General features: G+C 71.3%; 10 protein-coding genes. 2 read left to right on the top strand and 8 right to left on the bottom strand.

Annotated elements, in window-relative coordinates:
- Positions 1-78 precede the first annotated feature (78 nt).
- The 5 genes from ACFV4P_RS26785 to ACFV4P_RS26805 form a co-directional block, all read right to left on the bottom strand.
- A complete protein-coding gene (locus tag ACFV4P_RS26785; protein ID WP_380475252.1) occupies positions 79-5019 on the bottom strand; it encodes an NAD-glutamate dehydrogenase in 4941 nt (1646 codons plus the stop codon).
- A gap of 294 nt (positions 5020-5313) precedes the next feature.
- Positions 5314-6948: an L-glutamate gamma-semialdehyde dehydrogenase gene (gene pruA, locus ACFV4P_RS26790; protein ID WP_380475296.1), complete on the bottom strand. Its 1635-nt coding sequence runs from the start codon at positions 6946-6948 to the stop codon at positions 5314-5316.
- Positions 6949-7039: 91 nt separating this feature from the next.
- Positions 7040-7696 carry an HAD family hydrolase gene (locus tag ACFV4P_RS26795; protein WP_380475254.1) on the bottom strand — a complete coding sequence of 219 codons (657 nt, stop codon included), beginning with the start codon at positions 7694-7696 and terminating at the stop codon, positions 7040-7042.
- Between the two features lie 23 nt (positions 7697-7719).
- The gene (locus tag ACFV4P_RS26800; protein ID WP_380475256.1) at positions 7720-8262 is read right to left on the bottom strand and encodes a hypothetical protein; all 543 of its coding nucleotides are present in this window, start codon (positions 8260-8262) and stop codon (positions 7720-7722) included.
- Positions 8263-8446: 184 nt separating this feature from the next.
- Entirely contained in the window at positions 8447-8956 is a 510-nt protein-coding gene (locus tag ACFV4P_RS26805) for a DUF6912 family protein (RefSeq protein ID WP_380475258.1), read from the bottom strand.
- A 308-nt stretch (positions 8957-9264) separates the two neighbouring features.
- On the opposite strand from ACFV4P_RS26805, the gene ACFV4P_RS26810 reads away from it, so the two are divergent.
- Positions 9265-9780 (top strand): Rv3235 family protein, encoded by a 516-nt coding sequence (locus ACFV4P_RS26810; RefSeq protein WP_380475260.1) that lies wholly within the window; start codon positions 9265-9267, stop codon positions 9778-9780.
- A gap of 86 nt (positions 9781-9866) precedes the next feature.
- Here the strand turns inward: ACFV4P_RS26810 and secA are convergent, their stop codons facing one another.
- Positions 9867-12641, bottom strand: a complete 2775-nt coding sequence (secA, locus tag ACFV4P_RS26815; RefSeq protein WP_380475262.1) for a preprotein translocase subunit SecA — start codon at positions 12639-12641, stop codon at positions 9867-9869.
- 219 nt (positions 12642-12860) lie between these two features.
- Here secA and ACFV4P_RS26820 point away from each other — a divergent pair, with 219 nt between their 5' ends.
- The gene (locus ACFV4P_RS26820) at positions 12861-14027 is read left to right on the top strand and encodes a winged helix-turn-helix domain-containing protein (protein ID WP_380475264.1); all 1167 of its coding nucleotides are present in this window, start codon (positions 12861-12863) and stop codon (positions 14025-14027) included.
- 18 nt (positions 14028-14045) lie between these two features.
- Here the strand turns inward: ACFV4P_RS26820 and ACFV4P_RS26825 are convergent, their stop codons facing one another.
- Together ACFV4P_RS26825 and hpf are read right to left on the bottom strand one after the other, a co-directional pair.
- Complete coding sequence (locus ACFV4P_RS26825) at positions 14046-14759, bottom strand: response regulator transcription factor (protein ID WP_073815440.1); 714 nt, start codon at positions 14757-14759, stop codon at positions 14046-14048.
- A 185-nt stretch (positions 14760-14944) separates the two neighbouring features.
- The gene (hpf, locus tag ACFV4P_RS26830) at positions 14945-15637 is read right to left on the bottom strand and encodes a ribosome hibernation-promoting factor, HPF/YfiA family (protein WP_380475266.1); all 693 of its coding nucleotides are present in this window, start codon (positions 15635-15637) and stop codon (positions 14945-14947) included.
- Between the last annotated feature and the right edge of the window lie 174 nt (positions 15638-15811).

The raw sequence follows: 15811 nt of genomic DNA on the forward strand, positions 1-15811 counted from the left end.
ACCCCGGAAACCCCGGAAACCCAGGAGAAGCCCGAAGGGGCCCCGGGCACAGTGCCCGGGGCCCCTTCGGGGCTGTGGTCAGCGACCGGCGCGCAGCAGGGTGCGGATGACCCGCATGGCGACCGAGAGGCTGGACAGCTCGTAGTTGTCCGAACCCCTTATGTCGTCGAGGGTGGTGCGGGCCCGACCGAGCAGGTTGCTGTTGAGCTCGGCCCACTCGGTGTAGCGCTCCTCGGGGCTGGCCCCGGCGGGGAGGGCGGCCAGCACGTCCGCCGTGAGGGCGGCGTGCGCGGCGTACAGGTCCTCGCGGATCGCGGCGCGGGCCATCGAGGACCACCGGTCGGTGCGCGGCAGTTCGATGATCCGGTCGAGCAGGTGGCTGATCTCCAGGCGGTCGCCGAGGTCGTAGTACAGCTCGGCGACGTCCATCACGTCGGCGTCCGAGCGGTCCGCGACACCGACGATGTCCAGCGTCGGGAACGCGGAGGACAGCCCGGCCATCCGGCCGGCCAGCTCGTCGGGGACGCCGGCCGAGGACAGCTTCTGGTGCACCGACTCGTACCAGGCGAGGTCCTCGCCGCGCAGCGGCTTGGGCAGCGAGTCCCAGACCTGGTTGACCCGGTCGTGGAAGAACGCGATGGTGCCGGCGATGTCGAGCGGCTGGCGGCGGTTGCCCAGCATCCAGCGGGTGGCGCGCTCGACCAGGCGGCGGGCGTGCAGCCGCATGGTGGTCTGGATCTTGGCGCCGACCTGGTTGTCGAGGCCTTCGACCTGGTCCCAGAGCTGCTCCAGGCCGAACACCGCGCGGGCGGCGGCGTGGGTCCGGGCGATCTCCTCCATCGTCGCGCCGGTCTCCTCGCGGAGCCGGAACGCGAAGGTGCAGCCACCGCGGTTGATCGTGTCGTTGACGATCAGCGTGGTGATGATCTCGCGGCGCAGCGGGTGGTTGTCGATCTGCTCGGCGAACCGGGCGCGCAGCGCGCTCGGGAAGTACGCGTGCAGCACGTCCCGGAAGTACGGGTCGTCGGGCAGGTCGGTGGCGAGCAGCTCGTCGGCCAGGGTGATCTTGGTGTAGGCGAGCAGCACGGACAGCTCGGGCTGGGACAGCCCGCGGCCGGCCTGCTGGCGCTCACGGATCTGCTTGTCCGCGGGCAGGTACTCCAGCGCCCGGTCGAGCTGGCCGTTGGACTCCAGCCGGTTGATCATGCGGGCGTGCACGTTGACCATGCTGACCGCTTGCTCGACGGCGTTGGCGAGCACCACGTTCTGCGCGTAGTTGTTGCGCAGCACCAGGTGGCCGACCTCGTCGGTCATCTCGGCGAGCAGGGTGTTGCGCTGCTTGACCGTCATGTCGCCGTCGGCGACGACCTGGTTGAGCAGGATCTTGATGTTCACCTCGTGGTCCGAGGTGTCGACGCCGGCCGAGTTGTCGATGGCGTCGGTGTTGATCCAGCCTCCGCTGGACTGCGGGCCGCCCTGCGAGGCGTACTCGATCCGGCCGAGCTGGGTGCAGCCGAGGTTGCCGCCCTCGCCGACCACCCGGGCGCGGATGGCGCTGCCGTTGACCCGGATCGAGTCGTTGGCCTTGTCGCCGACCTCCGCGTTGGTCTCGGTGGAGGCCTTGACGTAGGTGCCGATGCCGCCGTTCCAGAACAGGTCCACGGGGGCCTGCAGGACGGCCTTCATCAGCTCCGCGGGGGTGAGCTTCGCGGCCTCGATGCCGAGCCGCTCGCGGACCTGCGGCGACAGCGCGATCGACTTGGCGGAGCGCGGGAAGACGCCGCCGCCGGCCGAGATCAGCGACTTGTCGTAGTCGTCCCAGGAGCTGCGCGGCAGGTCGAACAGGCGGCGGCGCTCGGCGTGCGAGGCGGCCGCGTCCGGGTTCGGGTCGAGGAAGATGTGCCGGTGGTCGAACGCGGCGACCAGGCGGATGTGCTCGGACAGCAGCATGCCGTTGCCGAACACGTCGCCGGACATGTCGCCGATGCCGATGACGGTGAAGTCCTCGGACTGGGTGTCGACGCCGAGCTCGCGGAAGTTCCGCTTGACGGACTCCCAGGCGCCGCGGGCGGTGATGCCCATGCCCTTGTGGTCGTAGCCGGCCGAGCCGCCGGACGCGAACGCGTCGCCCAGCCAGAAGCCGTACGACTCGGCGACGCCGTTGGCGATGTCGGAGAACGTCGCGGTGCCCTTGTCGGCGGCGACCACCAGGTAGGTGTCGTCCTCGTCGTGGCGGACCACGTCGACGGGGTGCACGACCTCGCCGGCGACCAGGTTGTCGGTGATGTCGAGCAGCGCCGAGATGAAGGTCTTGTACGAGGCGACGCCCTCGGCGAGCCACGCGTCACGGTCGACGGCCGGGTCCGGCAGCTGCTTGGCGACGAAGCCGCCCTTGGCGCCGACCGGCACGATGACGGTGTTCTTGACCATCTGGGCCTTGACCAGGCCGAGGATCTCGGTGCGGAAGTCCTCGCGCCGGTCGGACCAGCGCAGACCGCCGCGGGCGACCTTGCCGAAGCGCAGGTGGACGCCCTCGACCCGGGGCGAGTACACCCAGATCTCGAAGGCGGGGCGCGGCGCGGGCAGGTCCGGGATGGCCTTGGGGTCGAACTTCATCGACACGTACGAGTGCCGGTTGCCCTCGTCGTCGTGCTGGAAGAAGTTGGTCCGCAGGGTGGCCTTGATCAGGTGCAGGAAGGAACGCAGGATGCGGTCCTCGTCCAGCGACACGACCTCGTCGAGGGCGCCGTCCAGCTCCTCCAGGATGGCGTCGGTCAGCTCGTCGCCGCCGGAGCGGTGGCTCGGCGAGAGCCGGGCCTCGAACAGGTTGACCAGCAGCCGGGTGGTGTGGGTGTTGTTGTTGAGCGCGTCCTCCATGTAGTCCTGGGAGAACGTGGAGCCCGCCTGGCGCAGGTACTTGGCGTAGGCGCGCAGCACGACGGCCTGACGCCAGGTCAGCTTGGCGGTGAGGACCAGCTCGTTGAAGCCGTCGTTCTCGGCCTGGCCGCGCCAGGTCGCCGCGAAGGTGTCCTGGAAGCGCTCGCGGTCCTCCTCGGTGAGGTCGGTGCCCTCGCGGAGCTTCAGGCCGAAGTCGACCACCCACGCGGTGGTGCCGTCGGTGCGGCGCAGCGCGTACGGGTGCTCGTCGAGCACCTCGACGCCCAGGCGCTGCAGGACCGGCAGGACCTCGGTGAGCGAGATCGGGCCGCCCACCCGGTAGATCTTGAAGCGGCGCTCGTCGTCGCCCGCGCCGACCGGCTGGTACAGGTTCAGGCGGAAGTCGCCCTCGCCGGCCAGCGATTCGATCTGCTTGAGGTCGGCGACGGCGGTGCGCGGCGGGAAGTCGGCGCGGTAGCCGTCGGGGAACGCGGTGGCGTACTTGTGGCCCAGCTCGGCGGCCTTCTCCTCGCCGAACTCGGTCTGCAGCTGGTCGTTGAAGCCGTCCATCCAGAACCGGGCGGCCTCGGCGAGCCGGTTCTCGATCCGCTCGATGTCGGCGTCGGACAGCTGCGGCAGCTCGGTGCCGGGGGCTACCCGGACCACGAAGTGCAGGCGGGTCAGCACCGACTCGGTGGCGTACACCGTGTAGTCGATGGTGTCGCCGTCCAGCTCCTCCTTGAGGATGCTCATCAGGGCGAGCCGGATGCGGGTGGTGTAGCGGTCGCGCGGCAGGTAGACGTACGCGGAGAAGTAGCGGCCGTACTCGTCCTGGCGGAGGAACAGCCGCAGCCGGCGGCGCTCCTGGAGGTACAGCACGCTGGTGGCGACGGACTGCAGCTCGGCGGCCGCGGTCTGGAACATCTCGTCGCGCGGGAAGGTCTCCATGATCTGGAGCAGGTCGCGGCCGTCGTGGCTGTCGCCGGAGAAGCCGGCGCCCTCCATGACCTCCTGCACCTTGCGGCGCACCACGGGGATCCGGGTGACCGACTCGGTGTAGGCGGCGGAGGAGAACAGGCCGAGGAAGCGGCGCTCGCCGATCGGCTCGCCGGCGGCGTTGAACTTCTTCACGCCGACGTAGTCGAGGTACGCGGGGCGGTGCACGGTGGCGCGGCTGTTGGCCTTGGTGAGGACCAGCAGCTTCTTCTCGTGCGCCTTGAGGCGGACGGGGGCGGAGAGCCGGCCGAACGCCTCGGAGACCGGGTGGTGGTCGGAGTCGTGGCTGAGCGGGTCGGAGCGCAGGATGCCCAGGCCGGTGCCGGCGACCGTCTTGAGCACCTCCTCGCCCTCGTGCTCGACCAGGTCGTACTCGCGGTAGCCGAGGAAGGTGAAGTGCTCGTCGGCCAGCCAGCGCATCAGCTCCCAGGCCTCGCCGACCTCCTGCTCGGCCAGGTGCGCGGGGGGCTGCTCGGCGAGCTCGTCGGCCAGTCGGAGCGCGGAGTCGCGCATCTTCGACCAGTCCTCGACGACCTCGCGGACGTCGCCCAGCACGCGGCGCAGACCGGCCTCGATGTCGCGCAGGTCCTCGCGGGCCGTCTCGCGGTCGATCTCGATGTGCATCCAGGACTCGACCACGGCGTCGGCGGGCCACTCGGCGCCGGCGGCCTGGGCGCGGTTGCAGGCGTCGACGTCGAGGATCTCCAGCAGCTTGCCGGTGATGTCGCGGCGCACCGCCAGCTGCGGGTGCACGACCAGGTGGATGGCGCGGTTCAGGCGGGTCAGCTCGTTGGTGACCGAGTCGACCAGGAACGGCATGTCGTCGGTGACGATCTCCACCACGGTGTGCCCGCAGGACCAGCCGTTCTCCTCCACGGTCGGGGTGGAGACCCGGACCTCGGCGGTGCCTTGGGGCCGCTTGAGGCCCAGCCGGTAGTGGGAGGCCGCGGCACCGTAGACGTCCACCGGGTCCCGGCTGATCAGGTCCTCGGGTGCCGTGTGGAGGTAGTAGTGGTGCAGGTAGGCGGCCAGAGCGCCGTTGCTCAGCCCTTCCCCGGGCGCCGCTCCCCCCACCTGGCTGTTCTCAGCGGCTGCTGCTGCCTTCTTGAGCAGGTCGGCCTTGGCTGCGTCCAGCTTGGTCTGCATGGCTGTTTGGCTCCTGTCGCGCGCCGTTGCGTGACTCGGTGATGACTGGTGGGTGCACCGCCGGGCCCCGTCCGCAATCCTCCCGCACGCACCGGGTGGAAAAGCGCTCATGGCACGCATGAGTCGCGTTCCGCCCGGGTACGACAAGTCGTTTGGCCTGCGTGACCGAAACCGGCGACGCCAGCCAGCCTAACGTGGCGAAACCGGGGTGTCAGGGGACATGAAGGCGCAATCCTGCAGGAAGATCGTTCCTTCCTGGACACCTTGTCCAATGCTGTTCGAACGGCTTGTACGTCACTCGGGTGACCACTCCATGTGGGGGTGGACGTAGTCCGTCGGAGGAGTGAACGTCTCCTTGATCGACCGGGTGGACGTCCAGCGCTGCAGGTTCTGCGCCGCGCCCGCCTTGTCGTTGGTGCCGGACGCCCGGCCGCCGCCGAACGGCTGCTGGCCGACCACCGCGCCGGTCGGCTTGTCGTTGACGTACAGATTTCCCGCGGCGAACCGCAGCCGCTCCACGGCCCGGGCGATCGCCCGCCGGTCCTGCGCGATCACCGAGCCGGTCAGCCCGTACGGAGCGGCCTCGTCGACCCGGTTCAGCGCGTCCTCCCAGCGGCTGTCCTCGTACACCTGGACGGCCAGGATCGGCCCGAGGTACTCGGTGGAGAAGATCTCCCCGCGCCGGTCGCCGCCGAGCAGCACGGTCGGCCGGACGAACCACCCGATCGCGTCGTCGTACTGGCCGCCGGCCAGCAGCACGACCTGCGGGTCGGCCAGGGCGCGCCCGATCGCGTCCCGGTTGCGCGCGAAGGCGCGGGCGTCGATCAGCGCGCCCATGAAGTTGCTCAGGTCGGTGACGTCGCCGACGGTCAGCGCGTCGACCTCGCCGAGGAAGTCCTCCTTGATCCGCCGCCACAGGCTGCGCGGCAGGTACGCCCGGGACAGCGCCGAGCACTGCTGGCCCTGGTACTCGAACGCGCCGCGCAGCATCGCGGTCCGCAGCACCGCCGGGTCCGCGGACGGGTGCGCGATCAGGAAGTCCTTGCCGCCGGTCTCGCCGACGATCCGCGGATGGCTGCGGTAGCGGCCGATGCCGCGGCCGATCTCCTGCCACAGGTGCTGGAAGGTCGCGGTGGAGCCGGTGAAGTGCAGCCCGGCCAGCGCCGGATCGCGCAGCGCCACCTCGGTCACCGCCTGCCCGTCGCCGGTGACCAGGTTGACCACGCCCGGCGGCAGACCGGCCTCCTCCAGCAACCGCATCAGGAAGTGCGCGGACAGCATCTGCGCCGGCGCGGGCTTCCACACCACCGTGTTGGCCATCAGCGCGGGCGCGGTCGGCAGGTTGCCGGCGATCGCGGTGGAGTTGAACGGGGTGATCGCGCAGACGAAGCCCTCCAGCGGGCGGTGGTCGGCGCGGTTCCACACCCCCGGCCCGGAGATCGGCTGCTCGGCCAGGATCTGCCGGGCGAAGTGCACGTTGAACCGCCACAGGTCGACCAGCTCGCACACGTCGAACTCGGCCTGCTGCACGCTCTTCGACTGCCCGAGCACGGTGGCGGCGACGATCGTCGCCCGCCACGGCCCGGCCAGCAGGTCCGCAGCGCGCAGGAACACCGCCGCCCGGTCGTCGAACGACAGCCCCCGCCACTCCGGCGCCGCCGTCAGCGCCGCGTCCACCGCGTCCCGCACGTCGGCGGCGGTCGCGTTGCCCAGCACGCCGAGCTTCGCCGCGTGGTGGTGCGGCTGCACCACCTCGATCCGCTCCCCGCCGCCGAGCCGCTGCTCGCCCCCGACGGTCATCGCCAGCGCGGTGTGCTGCCCCGCCAGCCCGTCCACCGCCCGCAGCAGCCGGGCCCGCTCCGGACTGCCCGGGGCATACGCCTGCGGCGGCTCGTTGACGGGCGTGGGGACGGTGGTGACCGCGTCGATCGGCATGCTGCTCAACTGCTCCGTACGGTGGTGCGTGCGCTTCCCCTTCCAGGGTGAACGCGCGTACCCCCATTGACGTGCTGTGACACGCCTAGCCGGCGAGTTCCTCGGCGACGGCGACGGCCTCCGCCAGCGAGTCCACCACCGGGACGCCGACGTGCACCAGCTTCTCCCGGGTGTGCGACCCGCCCGTCCACAGCACCGCCTTGAGACCGTGCGCCAACGCCGCCTGCGCGTCGTCCGCCGCGTCCCCGATCAGCACGGTGCGCCGCCGGTCGATCTCCCCGCCGAGCGCCGCCAGGTGCCCGGCCAACTCCTCCGCCTTCCGCCCGCCGGAGTCCCCGCGCCGCCCGTCCACCCGCACGAAGTGCCGGGTGAGGCCGAACGCGTCCACCGCCGGTACCAGCTTCTCGTGCTCGTACATCGACAGCACCGACTGGCTGCGCCCACCCGCCGCCCACCCCGTCAGCAGCTCCTCCACGCCCGGCGTCAACCCGCAGCTCGGGAACAGCTCCGTGTACTTCAGGTGGAACGCGTCGTCCAACTCCAGCCACTCGGCCCGGCTCGGCATCCGCCCCAGCAGCCGCTGGTAGAAGTTCGGAATCGGGATCTCGTACTGCGCCCGGTATTCGTCGAGCGTCATCGGCCCGATCCCGAGCAGCGCGAACGCCGCATTGCTGGCCCCCAGCACCGCCGGCATGTCCGACAGCAGGGTTCCGTTCCAGTCCCAGACTATGTGTGTACGCACCCGCCAAGGGTACGGGCCGACGCTCAGGCCGACGCCTTCCCCGCCGCCACCAGCGCCGCCAGCGCGGTGCGCTGCACCCAGGCCAGCAGCGCCACCGTCACCCCCGCCATCACCAGCGCGAACAGCACGTGCCCGGCCGTCGAGGACACCGTCGCCCCCAGCGCCCCGAGCAGCAGGTGGCTGCCCAACCGCAGCCCCACCAGTGCGAACGCCACCTTGCGCGTGCCCTTGCCGCGCCACAGCAGCTTCGCCAGCTTCAGCCGCCGGCGCAGCACGGTCAGTGACACGGCGAGGTTCAGCGCCCCCAGCGCCACCAGTGCCGGCCAGGCCGACGGGAACGCCCGCAGCAGGTCGAACGCCCCCGCCAGCACACCCTCGAAGCCGAAGAACCACACCGGCAGCCGCATCCCCGCGACGCTCGGCACCCCGGCGTTCCCGGCGTCCCCGGCCTGCTCGACCCGCTCGGCCTGCTCGACCCGCTCGACCTGCTCGACCCGCTCGACCTGCTCGACCTGCTCGACCTGCTCGACCGCCACAACCGCCGCGCCGACCGTGATGCTGCTCATGACGTCCCCCGTGTGCCCGCCCCCCGGCCCTTCGCCGGCGATGCACACCACCTTGCCGGTCCGCCCGGCCCCCCGGCAGGGCCCGCGCTCACCGACCCGGCATGACGGATGTCATGGCCCCCGATGGCCCCCGAAAACGCGGAGGACCCCGCCGCGGCGGGGTCCTCCGGCGGGGTCTCGCAGGTCAGCCGATCAGGCCGGGGATCTCCTGGGTGGCGAACCAGAGCAGCTCGTGGTCCTCCGCGCCGTCCACGGTGAACTGCGCGTCCTGGTCGCCCTGGTCGGCGGCGGTCACCGCGTCGGCGGCGGCGGCCACGTCGGCCTGCACGTCCGGGTCCAGGTCGTCGGCGTGCACGGCGGCGGCCTTCACCAACCGGATCGGGCCGCCCAGCACCACGCGGCCCAGCGAGGCCTGGTCCTGGTACTCGTCGCCGGGGAACGGCGTCACCGCGGAGTCGGCGACCTCGACGGCCACCACCACGCGCCGGCGCGGCGCCTTCGGGTCGGCGGCCAGCAGCCGGACCGAGGACAGCGCCGCCCGGTTGAGCGCCGCGTACTCCAGCTCCTCCAGGTCGTCGCTGACGTACCACTCGCGCAGCGCCGGAGTCACGGCGTACGCCACGCTCTGCTCCAGGACGCCCTCGGGGTGCGCCACCGCCAGGTCGTTCAACGTGGTGGGCACGTACACGCGCATGGGGGCACCCTTCTCGGTCACAGTGCGACGGGTCAAGAATACGCAGCCCGCGGGCCGCCGGTCCGCGCTGGGCCGGTCAGGGGACGGACGGTGTCCCCCTTGGTGCCGCCCGGCCACCACCCGACGGCCGACCGTGCGTCAACTCCGCGCCCGACCGCGCCCACCGCATCCCGTCCGCCGCCCCGGGCCCCACCCGCACGGGTGGACTTCCCGGGCGCTTCGCCCGCGCGGAACACGGCTTGGGCCCGCCGCCGTACGCCCGGTACCAAGGTCCGACACAACCTCCCCCACCGACCCGAGAAGGCGCGATGACCGAGCAGCTCACCCGGACGCCGGGCCCCCGCATCCGCCCGCTGGTCCACCCGGTGCACTCCGCCCGCCGCCCGGTCCGGCACCCGCATCCGGTCGGCGCGGCCGACCGGGCCGTCCGCAGCCCGCGGGCGGCCTGCGGAAGCGGCGGTCGCCCGGCCCGGCCGCGCAGCCCGGCGCCGACCCGGACGGGGCACAGCGAGCTGGCGGCCCGTTTCGCCCGCCGCCTGGTGGAGGTGCTGTGCGGGGCCCGCCCGGTGCACCAGTTGCAGCGGCACACCACGCTGCCGGGGTTCCACCAGCTCGCGGCGCTCACCCGCGGCGGGCCGCTGCGCCCGCGCGGCCGGTCCTGGCAGCCGCGGCTGGGCCACGTGCACGACTCGGCGCCCTCGCCGGGCACGGTGGAGGCCTGCGTCCGGGTCGAACTCGGGCCCCGGCACCACATGCTGGCGTTCCGGCTGGAGCAGCACACCCGCACCGGCCAGTGGCAGTGCGCCGCCGTCGAGGCCCGCTGACCACCGGCAGCGGGCGACGGCCCCGGAAAGCGGCGGGGCGCCACCCCCGGGAAGGAGGTGGCGCCCCGTCACATCGACGCTGCGGGTCAGCCCTTGCGGCGCCGGCCCTTCGCGGCCTTGGCGGCCTTGCGGCGCTCGGCGCGGGTCAGGCCGTCCCCGTCGGGAACGAGACCCTCCTCGTCGAAGTCGCCCTCGACCACGCCGCCGCCGACCTCGTCGGACGGGGCGGTGTAGTGCAGCTTCTTGCGCTCGGGGGCCTCCAGGCCCTTGGCGCGGATCTCCGGGCGGGCCGCCGGGATGGCGTCCTTCTCCAGCTTCTCCAGCAGCACCTGCTCGTCGTCCGGCACCGGGACCTCCTCGACCTGCTGCTCGACCTGGACCTCCAGGTTGAACAGGTAGCCGACGGACTCCTCCTTGATGCCCTCCATCATCGCGGAGAACAGGTCGAAGCCCTCGCGCTGGTACTCGACCAGCGGGTCGCGCTGGGCGTAGGCGCGCAGCGCGATGCCCTCCTGGAGGTAGTCCATCTCGTAGAGGTGCTCGCGCCAGCGGCGGTCCAGCACCGAGAGGACGACGCGGCGCTCCAGCTCACGCATGATCTGGTCGCCGAGCTGGTCCTCGCGCCGGCCGTAGGCGGCCTGCACGTCCTCCTGGATGACCTTGGTGAGGTACTCGGTGGTGACGCCGCCGTTCTCCGCGGCATCCTCCTCCAGCTCGTCGAGGTCGAGCTGGATCGGGTAGAGCTGCTTGAGCGCCGTCCACAGCTTGTCGAGGTCCCAGTCGTCCTCGAAGCCCTCGCCGGTGGCGGCGTTGACGTACGCGGCGACGGTGTCGTCCATGAAGTGGCCGACCTGCTCCTGCAGGTCCTCGCCCTCCAGGACGCGGCGGCGCTCGCCGTAGATGACCTCGCGCTGGCGGTTGAGGACCTCGTCGTACTTGAGGACGTTCTTGCGGATCTCGAAGTTCTGCTGCTCGACCTGGGTCTGCGCGGAGGCGATGGCGCGGGTGACCATCTTCGACTCGATCGGCACGTCCTCGGGGACGTTCGCCATGGAGAGCACGCGCTCGACCATGCCGGCCTTGAACAGGCGCATCAGGTCGTCGCCCAGCGACAGGTAGAACCGGGACTCGCCCGGGTCGCCCTGACGGCCGGAGCGGCCGCGCAGCTGGTTGTCGATCCGGCGGGACTCGTGGCGCTCGGTGCCCAGGACGTACAGGCCACCGATCTCCTGCACCTCCTCCTGCTCGGCCTTGACCGCGACCTTGGCCTTCTCCATCGCGGCCGGCAGCGCGCTCTCGTACTCCTCCGGGGTGTCCTCCGGAGTGACGCCGCGCTGGGCGAGATCGGCGGCGGCCAGGTGCTCGGGGTTGCCGCCGAGCATGATGTCGGTGCCGCGGCCGGCCATGTTGGTGGCGACGGTGACGGCGCCCTTGCGGCCGGCCTGGGCGACGATCTGCGCCTCGCGCTCGTGGTGCTTGGCGTTCAGCACCTCGTGCGGGATGCCGCGCTTGCGCAGCTCCTGCGACAGGTACTCGGACTTCTCGACCGACACGGTGCCGACCAGCACCGGCTGGCCCTTCTCGTGGCGCTCGGCGATGTCCTCGACCACGGCGGCGAACTTGGCCGGCTCGGACTTGTAGATGAGGTCCGGCTGGTCGATCCGCTTCGGCGTCTTGTTGGTCGGGATCGGGACGACGCCCAGCTTGTAGATCTGGTGGAACTCGGCCGCCTCGGTGGTGCCGGTGCCGGTCATGCCGGACAGCTTCCCGTACAGGCGGAAGAAGTTCTGCAGGGTGATGGTGGCCAGCGTCTGGTTCTCGTTCTGGACCTCGACGCCTTCCTTGGCCTCGATCGCCTGGTGCATGCCCTCGTTGTAGCGGCGGCCCGCCAGGATACGGCCGGTGTGCTCGTCGACGATCATGACCTCGCCGTTGATCACGACGTAGTCCTTGTCCGCCTTGTAGAGCTCCTTCGCCTTGATGGCGTTGTTCAGGAAGCCGACCAGCGGGGTGTTCACGGACTCGTAGAGGTTGTCGATGCCCAGGTAGTCCTCGACCCGGGTGACGCCCTCCTCGAGGATGCCGACGGTGCGCTTCTTCTCGTCGACCTCGTAGTCGCGCTCGATCTTGAGGCGCTGGACCAGCTTGGCGAAGTCGGCGTACCACTTGGTCGCCTGGTCGGCCGGGCCGGAGATGATCAGCGGGGTACGGGCCTCGTCGATCAGGATCGAGTCGACCTCGTCGACGATCGCGAAGTTGTGGCCGCGCTGCACCAGTTCGTCCTGCGACCACGCCATGTTGTCGCGCAGGTAGTCGAAGCCGAACTCGTTGTTGGTGCCGTACGTGATGTCCATCCCGTACTGCTTCTTGCGCTCGGCCGGCGACATGTTCGCCAGGATCACGCCGACTTCGAGGCCCAGGAAGCGGTGCACCCGGCCCATCCACTCCGAGTCGCGCTCGGCGAGGTAGTCGTTGACGGTGATCAGGTGGACGCCCTTGCCGGTCAGCGCGTTCAGGTACGCCGGCAGGGTGCCGACCAGGGTCTTGCCCTCGCCGGTGCGCATCTCGGCGACGTGGCCGTGGTGCAGCGCGGCGCCGCCCATGATCTGCACGTCGTAATGGCGCTGGCCCAGGACGCGCTTCGCGGCCTCCCGGACGGTCGCGAAGGCCTCGGGGAGGAGGTCGTCCAAGGTCTCCCCGTCGGCGAGCCGGGCCTTGTACTCGTCGGTCAGTGCGCGCAGCTCGTCGTCGGTGAGGTTGACGAAGTCCTCTTCGATCGAGTTGACCTGGGCGGCAATCCGCTGCAGCTTGCGGAGGATCTTGCCCTCGCCTGCGCGCAGGATCTTGTCGAAGACGGACACGTGAGCGGGCTCCTTGCCTGGATCGGCTCTGGATTGGTGACGGAGGGGAGTCCACCCCACCGTACGGGCCATCGTATGCGAGGAGGCCGAGCCCCCGGGAGGTCCGTCAGCACGCTATTCCTGTGTCACCCCTGGGGGCACATCGGCCGAAGCAGGGTACAAACGGTCAAAGCGCTCGGGCGTGGCCGGGCTGTCAGTGCCCTGCTCTAGCCTCGCCCCATGGCCGCGACCCCTGCCCCGACCGTCCGGATCTCCGCCGACCACGCCCGCCGGCTCGCGCTGCGCGCCCAGGGCATGCTCGGCTCCCCCGACCGCCGCGCGGGCGCCCGCGGCGTGCTGCGCCTGCTCGGCGCCGTCCAGCTGGACACCATCTCGGTGCTGGCCCGCTCGCACGAACTGGTGCCGTACGCCCGGCTCGGCGCGGTCGGCCGCAAGCCGGTGGAGCAGGCGTACTGGGGGCACGGCACGGCCTTCGAGTACTGGTCGCACGCCGCCTGCATCCTGCCGATCGAGGAGTGGCCGCTGTTCGCGTTCCGCCGCCGCGCCAACCGGGTCAAGGGCCGGGTCTGGGGCCACCAGGTGTCGGAGGAGGTGTACGCGCAGGTCATCGACCAGCTGCGGGCCGAGGGCCCACTGACCTCCACCCACCTGGGCGGGGCGAAGAAGACCGCCGAGTGGTGGGACTGGTCCGACACCAAGATCGCGGTGGAACGCGCGCTGGCCTTCGGCGACGTGGTGGTCACCGAGCGGCGCGGCTGGAAGCGCGTCTACGACCTCGCCGAACGGGCCGTCCCCGGCGATTTGTTCGAGCAGGAGCTGTCCGACGCCGAGTGCCTGGAGCGCCTGGTGGCGCAGGCCGGCACGGCCCTCGGAGTGGCCACCCGGGCCGACCTGATGGACTACCACCGCCTCAAGGGCGCCCAGGTGGACGCGGCACTGCCCGCCTCCGGCCTGGTCCCGGTCGCGGTGGAGGGCTGGTCCGCCCCCGCCTGGGCCGACCCGGCGGCCCTGGAGACCGAGCCCCGCGGCCGGCACCGCACCACCCTGCTGTCCCCGTTCGACTCGCTGATCTGGGACCGCCCCCGCACCGAACGGATCTTCGGCATGAGCCACCGCCTGGAGGCGTACACCCCCAAGCACAAGCGGGTGCACGGCTACTTCGCGATGCCGCTGCTGGCCGGCGGCCGGCTGGCCGGCCGGGTCGACCCGGCCCGCGAGGGCGCCACCCTGGTGGCCCGCCAGGTCTCGCTGGACGGCCCGCGGTCGGTGCCGGCCCTCGCCGAGGCGCTGCGCGAGGCCGCCGACTGGGTGGGCTGCTCGGACGTCCGGGTCGAGCGGCTCGACGACGAGGCGCTGCGGCCGGAACTGGAGAAGCTGCTGGGCTGACGGGCACTCAGCGGGCGCTCAGCCTATTTCGAGGATCTTTTCACGCATCGCGTAGACCACGGCCTCCATCCTGGAGTGCAGTTGCAGCTTCTCCAGGATGTTGCGCACGTGGTTCTTCACGGTGTTCTCGCTGATGAACAGCTCCTTGGCGATCTCCCGGTTGTTCATCCCGGTGGCCACCAGCTTGAGCACCTCCAGCTCCCGGTCGGTCAGCCGGGGCGCGGGCACCAGTTCCCGGTCGTCCGAGCGGCGCTGGATCATCGACTTGAACTCGGTCAGCAGCTTGGCCGCCATCGACGGGCTGATCTGCGACTGGCCGTCGGCCACCGCGCGGATCGCGGTGGCCACCTCGTCGGTGGAGATCTCCTTCAGCAGGTAGCCGGTCGCCCCCGCCTTGATCGCCTCGTAGAGGTCGGCCTCCTCGTCGCTGATCGTCAGCATGATGATCTTGGCGCTGGGCACCACGTCCTTGATCGCGGTGCACGCCTCGATGCCGCTGCGCCGGGGCATCCGGACGTCCATCAGGATGATGTCGGGCAGCAGGTCGGCGGCCTTCAGCACGGCCTCCGCGCCGTCCCCCGCCTCGCCGATGACCCGGATGTCCTCCTCCTCGGCGAGCACGATCTCCAGGCCCCGGCGGAACAGTGCGTGATCGTCCACCACCAGGACCCTGATCGGCTCCGCGCGACGCGGCGGGTAGCCGGCGTCCTCCGGGCCCAGGCTCTCCCCCATCCGCTTCTCCCCCGCCCTCCGCGTGTCACCGTGACGCGCCCATCATTCCACGCCCCGGACGGCCTGTGATCACCCTGTGACGCCGAACCGCCCAGCTGGGTGACTCCCCGAACGCCGGTGACCCCGGCGGCCGTTCACGGCCACCGGGGTCACCACATCCTCCGTTCGACGGACGCGGCCGCCGCTCACTCCTCGTCGGGGCCGTTGATCGCGCCCCCGGCCCCGGCGAAGTCGACCGCCGCGGCCTGGTCCTCCTTCAGGTGGATCACGCCGTAGTGGTAGCCGTGCCGGCGGTAGACCACGCTCGGCATGCCGCTGTCCTTCTCCTGGAACAGGTAGAAGTCGTGGCCCACCAGTTCCATCGCGTACAGCGCCTGGTCCAGCGACATCGGCGCGGCCGCGTGCGTCTTCTCGCGGACCACCAGCGGGCCGTCCCCCTCGACCTCCAGGCTGCCCGCCAGGGTCTTGCGCGGCGTGCCGTTGACGCCCTCGGTGGCCTCCGTCGCGGGCAGGGCGGCCAGCGCGGCGGTGGCCGCGGCGACGCTCACCGGGCCGCGCCCGTTGGTGCCGCCCTTCTGCACCCGGCGGCGGTCGGCGGACTTGCGCAGCTGCGCCTCCAGCTTCGCCGAGGCGAGGTCGAGCGCGGCCCACGCGTCGTTGGCGGACGCCTCGGCCCGGATCACCGGGCCCCGGCTGCGGAGGGTGATCTCCACCCGGTCGGAACGGTCGGCCTGCCGCGGGTTGTGCTCCTTGGACACCTCGACATCCAGGCTGATCGCCTTGGTGTCGAACTTCTGGACCTTCTCCAGCTTCTCGGCCACGTGCTCGCGGAACCTCTTGGGCACCTCGGTCTTGCGGCCCTTGACGACGATGTCCACGCAGAACTCCGATCCCTTGTGCTGACCGGCCCGGAGTGCGTCCCGGACCGGCGTGAGACCCAGCCGGACCAGCCGGTCACCGCCCGCCCCCGGAACACCGCCCGGGGAACCCGCGAGAACCGCCGGCCCCTTACCTCACTTCCTCCCCACCAGGAGCGTTCGAAACCCCTGGAG

The organism is Kitasatospora sp. NPDC059795 (assembly GCF_042732175.1).
In the GTDB taxonomy this organism is placed as follows: Bacteria; Actinomycetota; Actinomycetes; order Streptomycetales; family Streptomycetaceae; genus Kitasatospora.